The sequence below is a fragment of the Bacillus sp. z14 (2026) genome, assembly GCF_058313575.1.
The window spans coordinates 60,155-73,821 of record NZ_JBZFQK010000009.1 but is presented as its reverse complement, the minus strand read 5'-3'; the positions used below and the strand labels follow the sequence as shown (position 1 = coordinate 73,821).

Below are 13,667 nucleotides of genomic sequence, written 5' to 3'. Positions count from 1 at the left end.
AATTGGTAGAGCAACTGACTTGTAATCAGTAGGTTGGGGGTTCAAGTCCTCTTGCCGGCACTCAAAATAATCGGAGGGGTAGCGAAGTGGCTAAACGCGGCGGACTGTAAATCCGCTCCTTCGGGTTCGGCAGTTCGAATCTGCCCCCCTCCACCATTCATTATAGGGGCATAGTTTAAAGGTAGAACAGAGGTCTCCAAAACCTCCAGTGTGGGTTCAATTCCTACTGCCCCTGCCAATTAATATGGCGATTGTGGCGAAGTCGGTTAACCCATCGGATTGTGGTTCCGACATTCCTGGGTTCAATTTTCATCAGCCATCCCATAGATGCGGGTGTAGTTTAGTGGTAAAACCTCAGCCTTCCAAGCTGATGATGAGGGTTCGATTCCCTTCACCCGCTCCAAAAAATATCATAAAGGGCTTATAGCTCAGCTGGTTAGAGCACACTTCTGATAAGTGTCAGGTTGATAGTTAGAGTCGCCGATATTATTATTCCTCAGTAGCTCAGTGGTAGAGCACTCGGCTGTTAACCGAGCGGTCGTAGGTTCGAATCCTACCTGCGGAGCCATTTGGCCCCTTGGTCAAGCGGTTAAGACACCGCCCTTTCACGGCGGTAACACGGGTTCGAATCCCGTAGGGGTCATAAAACCATGTACAAGATGTACATGGTTTTTTTATTTGCCATCAAACTTCTGATAGCTGTTGACCTGCAATCTTTTATCTTTATTGGGATCCCCTGATTCAAAGGTGATTACAGAAGGTGATTCACACGTAGAAGTCAGATTCGATGAGGACTCGGATCGGGTAAGAAAGCGGACAGTGAATCGGTTCGGTGAACATGTTGGATTTAACGGATAATGGAAACAGCCGAATCCATTGGAAACACTGGGCTTGTACAGTGTTTATCCGATGTATAAAAAATGTAGGTGTAATGAGTTTTTACTAATAAAATAGGGGCAAAGGCTTAACCCCTTGAGACACTTGTGGTTAACCCTTCTTAAAAAGTATGGACCCCCACCCTGTCAATTTACTATTCCAAATCTTATACACAATATATGCACAAATAGAGTCCAAACAGTCCAGTAATTCAGGCTGCCAGTGATTATTTATACAAGCTGAATCTCTTAATTCCATTGTTTCTAGAAATTCTGTGCAATTTTTGTGCAGTTTGTATAAGTATTAATACTAGTGGGTAGGGTAGGGTCATTTTTTATCTGCATTTAATTTTGTATTTACTTAGGCAACAAAGAAGGATTAAGTCCAATAATTGCTGGACTTAATCCTTTTATGTAGGTGTTCGAGTTGTAAACTTAAATGTAGTATATTTTATTATCTTTTTAAAAATTAATAGTACAAAATAGCTTTGGTCTTCATTTTATCTCTATTGTGTATTATGGGTATCAATCTTTAATGGTAAGAAGATTATATAAAATATCACCTAACTTTCATAGTAAAAAAATAAACTTAAACTCTTCATATCGAGGAATCTATTAATTGAATTTATAATAACAGTATAAAAACAATCAGGAACTTCATCTTTCTCAGAATCGTTTGATTAAGCATTTTTCAAAACTAGGATGGAGAAGGAATTAAAGATTTTTGATGTAGTATATAAAGAAATGAATTACATAGAAATGGACTAACAATATTGCACAATAAGTATTAAATATTTAGAAAACCTTGAATAGATTATCTTACACATCTCATTTGAACCTATAAATCCGCCAAAAGTACTTCTTTTGGCGGATTTATACACATCAAATTAAATCAGGATAATATTGGATATATATTCACATGCGGATTTGGATATGCAGAGGGAATCAACGAACATGTTAGAAGTTATGTTTAATTAAATTCTTTATTAATAATAAAAGAATGCCAATGTATCTTTATAAAATCATTCTTTGGTATTCTTTAGTTTAATAAGGGACATGGAAAACAACAGCGAATATTTGTAAAGCAGAGCAAGATTAAGAATTGGAAATAGGTCTGTATTTGCGATGGCTTTGAGTAGATAGTGTAAATATCAAGATGCAGGAATTCGTCTGCCATTAGCTGATGAGAAAAATAGGTATTCTTCATGATAGATTTTGAACGCAATAAAGATTGAATAAATCTTTTTGATGTTAATCTCTGTACAGTATATTTTTTACTATAGAAAACTTTTGTATGCAAAGGAATTATAAATAGATAAAAATTTCAAAATATTATGATTATTATTAATTAAGTCATACAAATAATCATTTTTTGTATATTATACAACTTTATTAGTTGAAATGCATATTTTCTTTTTTTATGTAAGCGCTTTAAATTTAAAGAAAGGTAATTAGGACACAAAGAAAGGAGTGGGATCATTTTATCGATTAAAAAAATTATAGCAAAGCTAGCATAAAAAACATGAAGGTGACAAAATACTGAAAATGAAGAGATTCACTAATCACCAATTTATTGGAAGGTCAGGATTGCTTAATCCTTAAAGAAGTTTATTGTATCTAATTTATAGCTTATTGAGAAAACAGTCAATTCAAGAGAGGTTGTCACTGAAAGTAAAATGGACAAAAGTTTTGTAGATATTCACATTCTAGGGAGGTATATTAATGGGTTTAAAAAAATCACCATGGTTTATTTTCTTTATGCTATTAATTAGTGTATTTGTTCTTGTGGAAGCGGCAGCATTTCAAGCACCTGCTATGCCGTTTATAACTCAACATTTTGGGATACCTATTACATTTGCAGGTTCTATAACACTTGCTTATTATGCAGCTGCTGTAATATTTTCACCGCTTATGGGAAGGATAGGTGACCAAATCGGGCGTAAAGAAATGCTGATAATTGGATTGGTGATTTTTACTGTTTCTGAGTTTCTTGCAGCTATGAGTCCTACCTATGTCATTTTTCTATTTGCGCGCTTTATTCAAGGTATGGGTTATGCTTGCGTATTTCCTACTGTCTTTGCCGTTATTTCCGAGTTGTTTGATGACACTAAAAGCGGAAAAGCAGTTGCCCTTCTAGGGATTGCAGGTTCAATTGGCGCTGCTTCGGGTGGAGTTATTTCAGGTTATTTAATAGAATCATTTAATTGGACAATCATATACTGGATTAGCGGCAGTTTTTCATTCATAGGTCTTTTAATTGTCTTAGTTGTGATGCCAAAGACTACAGTTAGACGTAAGCAAAAAATCGATTATAAAGGAGCTGGTGCATTATTAATAACAATATGTTCCCTAGTATCGATTCCCATTTTAATAAGTAATTTCGGGATGTCTTCACCTATAACCTTGTCAGTGATAGCTGTGGGTATTGTTGGGTTGCTTTTATTGATCGTTGTAGAGAGAAATGCTGTTAATCCTGTAATGGACATTAAAATTCTGAAGCTTCGTGGAATACATGTTCCTGCAATGGCTGCTATACTTCTTACATTTGGAGGTATTGCCTTGAACTATGCACTTGCATTCTATATTGCGAGTCGAGCTGGTTGGGGACCGACTGAAGTCGGTTTGATTAGTACATTAAATTATTCATTTACAATTATTGGTTCTTCTATAGCCGGTTCACTTATAGACCGTTACAGCCCAAAGTATGTAATACTAAGTTCATCAGTTATAGCCTTGGCAGGGGCAATAATGTTTACATTTATTTCCAGTCAGTCTCCGTTCATGTATCTTATTTTTACAATGGCAGTTGTCGGCTTATCTTCTGGACTTATTAACCCTGGATTAATGAAAATAGTTATTTTATCGGTACCTACAAATGCTAAAGGAGTTGGGTCAGGGACATTTACAATGTTCCGAGATTTAGGGATACCATTAGGCTCAACCTTTGGATTAGCATTGTTTGGATTTATGAGCCAACGCCAGGCACAGCTGGATTCAGATCCTGCAATTGCAACAACAAATGCATTAAATAGTGTGGGATATGTAGTGATAGGGATTATTGTGTTGCTAATCCTCATTAGTTTATTGCTTTTTAGAAAAGATAAAGATGTTGCTGATGGCATTCAAATTAACAGCAATTCCTAAACCCAAGCAAAATCCACTGAATGATTAGTTGGTGTTATAGTGAATATGCTTAAATTTATGACTTATTAATGATCTTAATTCCGGCTTTACTGGAATTAAGATTTTTTTTGAAGGTTTTTTCTGCTTTTATATAGAATGCATATAAAGGGGAGGGGATTCCGATTCAAAAATCTATACTTAAATCTAAGAGAGCTTTTATGAATACATTAATTCAACTTATGCTTGAAAAAGATTTTGAGAGCATTTCAATTACTGAAATTTGCAAAGGGGCAGGGTATAATCGCGGCACATTCTATAAACATTATTATGATACACAAAAATTGTTAGATAATCTGATTGAACTTAAGTTGGAAGAGTTAAAAAATGTATTAGAAAAAATGAAAAATCAATTAGATATGGATAAAGTGAAAGATTCGGAAGAGAACCTCCAATTAACTGTTACATTATTTGAATACTTTTATGAAAATCGATTTTTTTTATACGCCGTGCTGAGGGATAATAAAGTAAAAGGCTTTCGTTATAAATTATATAAACTATATAAAAGATACTTAGCTCCGTTACTAGTTAGAGGTTTAACCGATACGATAGAGAATATAGAGTATGAAAAATTTAAATTAGATTATGTTTGTTCAGCCTGGCTTGGTATAACCTTATTTTGGATTAATGAAGAATCTTTAAAAAGTCCTCATTATGTGGCAGAACAATTTATAAGCATACTTAATGAAAATAATCATCAGATTTTCACAAACGACTGGGTGTTTAAAGATACCCAGTATTTGAATGAAGAAACAGACATACGTATTACTCGCACAAAGGAAGCGTTAAAGAAAGCTTTGCTCACATTAATGATAAAAAAACACTATAAAGATATTCGAATTGTTGATATTTTAGAAGAGGCAGATTACAACAAATCTTCTTTCTATGCTCATTTTAAAAATAAGGATGCTTTATACGACTCGATCCGGAAAGATTTAGTTTTAGGAATGTTTCAAGCATTTAGTGGGGAAGGTATGAAATATTATGAACAGTTGAATCAGTCTAGTTCCCCAGTACATAGGTTATTCCAATTTGTTTTTCAAAATCAATCACTCTTGCAAATAATGTATAGTGACATGGCGGTTCCTGGATTTTTCAATAAATTTTTTACTGAAATTCAGCAGTTATTTTTGAAGGAAATAAGAGGGAGAACTTTTTTTGATGAGAGTTTATATAGCAACTATATAACAATAACAATAATGAATTTAATAGGAACATGGTTTACTGATAATATTCGTTATTCTCCAAATTATATGGCAGACATGTATTTGAAATTAGTAAGTTTAGATAATCAAATTGGGATATAAACCCAAAGGGTGACTTCGTAAATCATTTTAAGCGATTTATGGGGTTGCCCTTTTAATGTGACACACAAATGTATTATTTAATATTTACATCAATTGATGCTTGTGTTTAATTTCTATCTCTTTTAAAAACTGAATAGTATAGTTTGTTCAATAAACAACTATTTCTATAAAAATGGTTATTTTTTCAAGATTGTGCTTGAACTATAATTATATTATTCAGAAAAAGGAGGATTGGAAATGCGCTTTCAACTAACAGATGAACAATTAGCTTGGCAAAATGAAGTCCGTTCATTTTTAAAAGAACATGTAACAGAAGATTTATTGAACGAAATGCGTGAACATGAGGACAAACATATCGGACCACTTGAAAATGCATTTAAGAAAAAAGTCACAAAGAAGAATTGGGATAAAGTAAGTTGGCCAAAAGAATTAGGTGGACTAGAGTTATCGGAAATTGAAAAATTCATTTTGAATGAAGAATTCATGAAAGCACATGCACCACATATAGGCGATAGTATTATTGGTCCAAGCATTTACAAATTTGGAACAGAAGACAACAAAAAAAGATTTTTAAATAAAGTAATTAGTGGAGAAATGACTTTTGCCTTAGGTTACTCGGAACCAGATTCAGGAACTGATTTAGCTAGTTTAAGAACAAAAGCAGTACTGGATGGCGATGAATGGGTGATTAACGGTCAAAAAACTTGGAACACTTTAGGTCATCGTGTAACTCATCAATGGTTAGCTGCTCGTACAGGTGACGAAAATTCCCGACACAAAGGTATTTCTCTTTTTATTGTTCCAAACGATTCGCCAGGGCTTACGATGACAAAACAAGAAACATGGGGAAATCATACGACAAACGAAGTGTTTTTGGATAATGTACGTATACCAAAAAGCAACTTAATAGGTGAATTAAATAGTGGTTGGACTATTTTAAACTATGCATTAGCCCGTGAACGTGTAATCATGGGGGAAGTTGCAGGGCCAAAAGCTGCTTATGAAGCAACACTTGAGTTTGTGGCAAATACGACATTGGACGGCAATCTATTAATTGAACGTCCGGATGTATTATCTAAATTAGTCGATTTGGAAATAGATTTAGAAATCGGTGAATTATTCGGATATTCAACTGCAGCATTGCTTGATGATGGTGTAGATGTTTCTGCTAGAGCTGCAATGATTAAAATCTATGGGACGGAAATGTATACAAAAGCGTCAGATCTTGGGCTGCAGATTATGGAATCTTACGGTCAATTAAACTGGAAAGATGATTTGGCACCTTCCAATGGATCCGTGGAACATTTATACAGACTTTCTCCGTTCCATCGTTTTGGTGGCGGTACAAATGAAATTCAAAGAAATATCGTAGCACAGCGTGGGTTAGCCTTACCAAGGAAGTAATCTAAAGGGAAAGGGGTAGGAATGATGAGAACACAATTTGACGAAGAACAAACCATGTTATATAAGGCAGCTAAAAAATTTTTTGAGAATAATGTAAGTATTGAGTTAGTTCGCAATATGCAAGAAAATCGAATTGAACATAATGAAGAGCTTTGGGATAAAATTGTACAAGCAGGATGGCAAGCTATAATGATCCCTGAACAATACGGTGGTGCAGCGGGAAGTATAATGGATCTTGCAATTATTTTTGAAGAGGCTGGTAAGGTTTTGCTCCCCACAACATTTTATACTACAACTTATGCAACACTCGCGCTTCTTGATCTAGCAACAGAAGCTCAAAAAGAAAAGTATTTAACAAGTATTGCAGAAGGCTCTCTATTAGCGACAGTTGCATTTGAAGAGCATATTGCATTAAATGATCCTGATTATTTTAATCTTGAAGCTATTAAAAATAAGGATATTTGGACTTTATCGGGCAAGAAGATATTTGTACAAAATGCAAAAACATCAAATAAATTATTAGTCGTAGCTAAAAGTAGCAATCGTATTGGCCTTTTTGCTGTTGATAGTGATGCGCCTGGCATAACAATGAAAGCGCTATCAACAATAGGTGGTGATCACCAATATATTGTCACATTCAATCAAGTAAAAGTTTCTAATGATGACTTGATCAGTGGTTCGTTGGTTAATAAAGAAGCCATCTTGAAATCTCGCCAAAAAATGACTGCTTTGCAAACTGTTGAAATGGCAGGAGGCTGTCAAAGAGTAATGCAAATGACAGTAGATTATGTATCTCTCCGTAAACAATTTGGAGTTCCAATTGGTTCATTCCAAGCAGTACAGCATCATTTATCAAACATGTATACACAATCTGAAGGATCCAAATTAGCTGCTTATAAAGCTATTTCTTACTTAGAAGGAAATCTAGAGGCAAGTCGGGAAGTAAGTATTGCAAAAGCATACGTAAGTAAAGCTTATAAGGATATTACTGTAATGTCACACCAGCTTTGGGGTGGTATGGGTTACTCTACTGAATCTAATTTATATTTATGGTCAAACCGTGCAAAAGTGACTGAGCTTTCTTTTGGTACAGAAAGTTACCATCGTATTCTATTACAGCAAGTAGTAAAAAATCGTGCAAATACTAAAGTTCTTGAATCCACATAAATATAAATTGAAGGAGTGAGGCTGTGTGTCTGCAGTATATATGGAAAAGTATTTACGTCCAGACTCAGTAGTGATAGTAGGAGCATCCAAGAAAAAAAATGCAATTGGAAATACAACAGTAGTCAATTTTAAAGATTTAAATTTTAAAGGAAAGGTATTTTGTGTAAATCCAAAATACACAGAAATTGAAGGTTTTCCATGTTATGCGAAAGTGACGGATATTGAAGAACCTATTGATGTAGCTATTATTAGCACACCTGCAGCGGCAGTAGAGCAAGCAATTATTGAATGTGGGGAGAAAAAAATTCCATTCGCTTTAATTTTCACAGCTGGTTTTGCAGAGATGGGGAAAGAAGGAGAAGAACTTCAAAATCGCATACTAGCTATAAGTAAAGAAAATAATATTCGGGTTATAGGACCAAATACGTTAGGTACGTTTAACATTAAGGACAAAGTTTTATTGTCATTTACAGGTAGCTCAAATGTGGATTGGTTATCTGGTGAAGTTGGTTTAATAGCTCAAAGTGGTGCGACAGGATCAACAGTAATGAACTCTGCAATTGAAGAAGGTATTGGATTTACTTATATGTATACAGTTGGAAATCAGATAGATTTAACGACAATCGATTTGATAGATTCAATGATTGAAGATCTGGATACTAAAATTATTGGTGCGTATATGGAAGGTGTTCCTGATGGAAAATTATTTCAAAAAACTGCACTTAAAGCGCTTAAGAATAAAAAGCCTCTTGTAATTTATAAATCAGGACGTTCAGACGAAGGTCAAAAAGCAGCATTGTCTCATACCGCTTCGTTAACAGGATCCAATGTAGCATTTGAGTTAGCTTCAAAAAAATATGGTGTTTCTCATGTTGATTCAATAGAATCGATGATAACCGCTATTAAAGGGTTCAACAGCGGTAAATATACAATAGGTAAGGGGGTGGCAACAGTTGTAATATCTGGTGCATTGGGCATTATGATTGCGGACTACCTATCTGATATAGGGCAAGGATACGCTGTTTTATCAGATGCAACAAAGAAAAGGCTCAAGGAACAGGTACCCGGATATTTACCAGTCGAAAATCCCGTAGATATTGCTTCAACACTGATTTTAAATCCAGGAATTTATAAACATTGTATTGAAACGCTGGCACAAGCTGAAGAAGTAGATAGTATCATTGTTCATTTACCACTTGGGGTTGAAATGGGTGGATTAAAATTTGCACAAGATATTATCGATGTGGCTAAAGCTACTTCAAAACCAATTTTAGCAGTTACAACTGGTACAGAAAAGTCAATGGGAGAAATCAGGAAATTGTTGAATAAAAATCGTGTCCCAGCATTCAATGAATTGCCAAGAGTGATTGAAGCACTCAATTATATTGTTCAATTTTCGGAGGCTTGCCAAAAAGAAGTTGAAGAACCGCTAGTGAAAAGTCATGAAATCTTAAGTGAAGATGAATCTAAAGTTGTTATGACTGAACCTTCGGCTAAGAGATTAATACAAAAACTCGGAGTGCCGATTCCTAATGGTTTTACTGTTCAATCGTTAAGTGAGCTTTTAGAAAAAGCTAAATCCATTAACTATCCTGTTGTAGCAAAAATAGTATCACCAGATATTATACACAAGAGTGATGTCGGTGGGGTTATTTTGCCTATCAATAATTTAGAGGAATTATTAAAGGCATACCATACTATTTTAAAAAATGTTTCTGAACATGTCCCGGATGCTCAAATTGATAGTGTGCTTATTGAAGAAATGTCTAGTGAGAAGTTCCTGGAAGCTATTGTTGGTATTACTAATGATCCGTCATTTGGCCCTATAATTACGTGTGGACTCGGTGGGATTTATGTGGAGGTTATGAAAGATATTTCACAACGTTTAGCACCTATAACTGAATTAGAAGCGATTGAAATGATTGAAGAATTAAAAGCATCACCTATATTTAAGGGACTCCGCAAAGGTTTAGTATACGATGCCGATAGTTATGCAAAAGTATTAGTCGAATTATCAAAACTCCCTAGTCAGCTATCAAATAATTGGTCAGAAATAGAAGTTAATCCAATGGTTGTGTTTGAAAAAGGAAAAGGAGTAATGGCACTAGATGCCGTTATTACTTTTGAAAACAGGGACATAAAAGAAGCTATTAATATTTAATGAGAGATAGATAATAGCTTTGATAGGATCATCTAAAATCTCCAAGCTGACTTTTATTCAGAAGAAAGTCTTGCTGAATTAAATGGTTATCCTTTTTGCAAGCATACAGTAAGGAAAATTATTTGGAGGACCCTGTTGTCTCGTATGTAGGGTCCTTTTGCTTATATAGGAGAAAGGTGGATGAAAAAATTTGACAAATGAAGTTGTGCTATTTGAAAAACTGGGGAAAGTGGCAATTATAACCATTAACCGACCTGAAGCATTAAATGCAATCAACGCTGCAGTTTGGACCAGAATGGGAGAAGCGTTGGAGGATTATGCACAAGATAGGTCTCTTTGGTGCGCAATTATTACAGGCGCTGGAGATCGTTCGTTTTGTGCAGGTGCAGATTTAAAAGCTTTATCTAAGGGAGAGCGAATTGAACCGATAGGTGGAGAACAATGGGGATTTGCCGGAGTAGTGAAGCACTATATAAAAAAACCGATTATTGCAGCAGTAAACGGTTTTGCGCTTGGCGGAGGTACGGAAATAGCCTTGGCATGTGACTTGGTGGTTGCTTCCGAGAAATCAACTTTTGGTCTCCCAGAAGTTAAACGTGGGATTGTCGCGGGGGCAGGTGGTCTTCTGCGTTTGCCAAGACAGATTCCGTTGAAAGTGGCTATGGAATGTATTTTGACTGGTGATGGGTTGACAGCAGAAGAAGCGGAGAGATGGGGGTTAATCAATCGCATTGCTCCGCACGGACAAGTTTTGAAAGAAGCTTTACTTTTGGCAGAGAAAATCATAGCAAACGCTCCACTGGCTGTTAGTGCCAGTAAAGATGTTGTTTACAGAGGACTTGATGTTTCTTTGGATCATCCTCAGAAAGCTTGGGTAATTAATGATGAAGTAACAGGACAAGTTATGACTTGGGAAGACAGTATTGAAGGAGTTCTGGCTTTTGCTGAAAAAAGGAAACCGCAATGGACTGGAAAATAAATACCTATAACATTTTCTTGAAATTTTGATAAATATAAATGTTAACTTGTTTATGTGATAGGGGTGGAGGGATTTAAATGAGTATACGTGGAAAATCTGCAATTGTTGGTTTTGGTGAGTCCGAATTTAGCAAAGACAGTGGAAAAACTATTTTCGAGTTAGCAAGTGAGGCATCTATCAGTGCGATTCGTGATGCCCAACTATCTATTTCCGATATTGATGGCATTGTTACATTGAGTCCTTTGTCAACAGCTGCTCGTTTAAATAATACACTAGCAAACTATTTGGGGATTAAACCAACATATAGTAATGAAGTGTCTGTGTATGGAGCATCTGGTGGTTATGGTTTAAAACAGGCAGCGGAAGCAGTGACAAGTGGAGCTGCAAAAAATGTTCTTGTGGTCGGGGCGGATTTGAATTTTATGAAGAACATATCTACAGAACCACATGATTTAAACAGTAACTTTCAGGCTCCTTATTATGGAGGCGGTGCTACCACCAATTATGCGATGGTAACAAATTTATATGAACATTTATATGGAGATACTCAATTGCAAAGGGCAAAAATTGCAGTCCAACAACGCTATAATGCAAACCATTATGAAAATGCTATTTTCAAGCATAAAGAATTAAACATTGACGGGGTTCTTGCTTCACCAGTCATCTGTTCACCATTACATCTCTTTGAAATTGTTTCTCCTTGCGATGGAGCTGTTGCTTTTGTGGTTAGTAGTTCGGAAGATGCTAAATCCATAACCAGTTCACCCGTTTATATAGATGGTGCTGGTTTTTACAGTACACACTTCTTATTGTCAGATGCAGAATTGTTAAAAAATGGCGTTGTGACACCGATTAAAAAAGCAGCATCTATCGCATTTGAAATGGCTGGGATTACCACCGATAATATTGATATTTGTGGGTTCTATGATTGCTATACCATAGCGGTTCTCTTAACTATTGAGGATATGGGCTTTTGTGAAAAGGGAGAGGGCGCCCGTTTTATTGAGGAGCATGATTTTACATTTAAGGGTGATTTTCCTGTTAATACAAGTGGCGGACAGTTATCGGCAGGACAACCTGGGGATGCTGGAGGCTTAGTGAATGTTGGTGAGGTAGTGCGGCAATTAATGGGGAAAGCTGGTGTTCGTCAGGTCAAAGATATCGAATATGGCGTTACCAATACAAATGGTGGATTATTCTCTAATGAATGTACACTTGTTCTGAGGAGGGGATAAACATGTCTATCAAATACATTAATAAGGAAACAAAAGAGTTTTACAGTGGCCTTGAACGTTCTGAACTTTTGATTCAAAAATGTGAGAGATGCGGAGAATATGTATTCTTTCCGAGATCACATTGTCCGATTGATATGGGTGAATTGATACCAGTAAAGGCATCTGGAAAGGGGAAAATCCTAACTTACTCTATTGTTATGATGGATGGGATGCCAAAATTCAAGAATATGGTACCTTATGTTGCAGCTATCGTGGAATTAGAGGAAGGGCCATTATTGGATACACGGCTAGAGATAGATAATCCGCAGGATGTTTTTATTGGTCAAGAGGTTGAAGTCATGTTTAAAGAGGAAAATGGCCAACTATTTCCTTTATTCAGGCCTTCAGAATATGCTTAATAAGATTGCTGATGGGATATATCATCTAATCCTTCCCATACCATATGGCTTAAAAACTGTAAATTCCTATCTATTTGAAGGTCCTGACGGTATTAGCGTTATTGATACAGGGGATACACATCATTCTAAATCTATATGGAAAAAAATCATCCAAACTGGCGTAGTTATCGAAAATGCCATTTTGACACATATACACCCTGATCATTGTGGATTGGCAGGATGGATGCAGGAAAAGTATAAAGTTCCCATCACAATTTCTACCCAGAGTTTTGAAGAATTACAAAGAATAAAGAGTAGAACCTTCGATATTCATTCAATACTAAACAAGTATGAAGGACCGGCTTTGCCAATTGATCAAATTATCGAGAATAATCCGTATTATTTCAAACCGAATCATTTATATGAGAATGGTGAAAAAATAAAACTTGGTAACTATTTGTTTAAAGCTATTTGGACGCCCGGCCATTGCCAAGATCAATATTGCTTGTATAACCAAGATCTACAAATGATGATTGTGAGTGATCATGTTTTAGCTGATCTCTCGCCAATGATTGAACTTAGAGGAGAAGATGGGGAGAATCCGTTAAAAGATTATTTCAGCTCTCTTGACGCTATCAAGAAGATTCCGGTGAAGGTCGCCTTGACGGGTCATGGAGAATTAATCTTTGATTTAGAAAAGCGAATTACTGAGATTCAATCCAGGCATCACCATAGATTAAGGGAAATTAGAGATATATTAAGGAATGAATCATGCTCAGCTATGCAAATTTTTGAACATATCTATCAAAATAAAAGTCAGAATTTTCAGATTGAAAAATTTATGGCGGTTGTTACAAGATTATTATATTTAGAGTCTTTAGGAAAAATAAAGAGCCAGAAACTGAATGAAATAACATACTATCAAGCTGTTTAAGATTTTTAATAGAAGAAACAAGGAAACCTAAACCAGCAATTGGAGGAG

General features: G+C 35.6%; 9 protein-coding genes and 5 tRNA genes. All 14 read left to right on the top strand.

The window, feature by feature from the left end; translation table 11 throughout:
• Window positions 1-72: 72 nt before the first annotated feature.
• The 14 genes from AC4G3O_RS18190 (at window position 73) to AC4G3O_RS18125 (ending at window position 13,619) form a co-directional block, all read left to right on the top strand.
• Window positions 73-156: transfer RNA gene (locus AC4G3O_RS18190), tRNA-Tyr, on the top strand.
• Window positions 157-164: 8 nt separating this feature from the next.
• Window positions 165-238, top strand: a tRNA-Trp gene (locus tag AC4G3O_RS18185).
• A 91-nt stretch (window positions 239-329) separates the two neighbouring features.
• Window positions 330-403, top strand: a tRNA-Gly gene (locus AC4G3O_RS18180).
• A 90-nt stretch (window positions 404-493) separates the two neighbouring features.
• Window positions 494-568 (top strand) — tRNA-Asn (locus AC4G3O_RS18175).
• Window positions 569-571: 3 nt separating this feature from the next.
• Window positions 572-643, top strand: a tRNA-Glu gene (locus AC4G3O_RS18170).
• A gap of 1,954 nt (window positions 644-2,597) precedes the next feature.
• The gene (locus AC4G3O_RS18165) at window positions 2,598-4,019 is read left to right on the top strand and encodes an MFS transporter (protein WP_491136563.1); all 1,422 of its coding nucleotides are present in this window, start codon (window positions 2,598-2,600) and stop codon (window positions 4,017-4,019) included.
• A 197-nt stretch (window positions 4,020-4,216) separates the two neighbouring features.
• On the top strand, window positions 4,217-5,362 hold the full coding sequence (locus AC4G3O_RS18160) for a TetR/AcrR family transcriptional regulator (protein ID WP_491136562.1): 1,146 nt from the start codon (window positions 4,217-4,219) through the stop codon (window positions 5,360-5,362).
• Between the two features lie 237 nt (window positions 5,363-5,599).
• Complete coding sequence (locus AC4G3O_RS18155) at window positions 5,600-6,766, top strand: acyl-CoA dehydrogenase family protein (RefSeq protein WP_491136561.1); 1,167 nt, start codon at window positions 5,600-5,602, stop codon at window positions 6,764-6,766.
• A 24-nt stretch (window positions 6,767-6,790) separates the two neighbouring features.
• On the top strand, window positions 6,791-7,933 hold the full coding sequence (locus AC4G3O_RS18150; RefSeq protein ID WP_491136560.1) for an acyl-CoA dehydrogenase family protein: 1,143 nt from the start codon (window positions 6,791-6,793) through the stop codon (window positions 7,931-7,933).
• 25 nt (window positions 7,934-7,958) lie between these two features.
• Window positions 7,959-10,094 carry an acetate--CoA ligase family protein gene (locus AC4G3O_RS18145; protein WP_491136559.1) on the top strand — a complete coding sequence of 712 codons (2,136 nt, stop codon included), beginning with the start codon at window positions 7,959-7,961 and terminating at the stop codon, window positions 10,092-10,094.
• A 190-nt stretch (window positions 10,095-10,284) separates the two neighbouring features.
• Entirely contained in the window at window positions 10,285-11,073 is a 789-nt protein-coding gene (locus AC4G3O_RS18140; RefSeq protein ID WP_491136558.1) for a crotonase/enoyl-CoA hydratase family protein, read from the top strand.
• A 77-nt stretch (window positions 11,074-11,150) separates the two neighbouring features.
• Window positions 11,151-12,308, top strand: a complete 1,158-nt coding sequence (locus tag AC4G3O_RS18135) for a thiolase family protein (RefSeq protein WP_491136557.1) — start codon at window positions 11,151-11,153, stop codon at window positions 12,306-12,308.
• A 2-nt stretch (window positions 12,309-12,310) separates the two neighbouring features.
• Entirely contained in the window at window positions 12,311-12,706 is a 396-nt protein-coding gene (locus AC4G3O_RS18130; protein WP_491136556.1) for a Zn-ribbon domain-containing OB-fold protein, read from the top strand.
• The gene (locus AC4G3O_RS18125) at window positions 12,699-13,619 is read left to right on the top strand and encodes an MBL fold metallo-hydrolase (RefSeq protein ID WP_491136555.1); all 921 of its coding nucleotides are present in this window, start codon (window positions 12,699-12,701) and stop codon (window positions 13,617-13,619) included. The genes AC4G3O_RS18130 and AC4G3O_RS18125 overlap by 8 nt, the downstream gene beginning before the upstream one ends.
• Window positions 13,620-13,667: the final 48 nt, after the last annotated feature.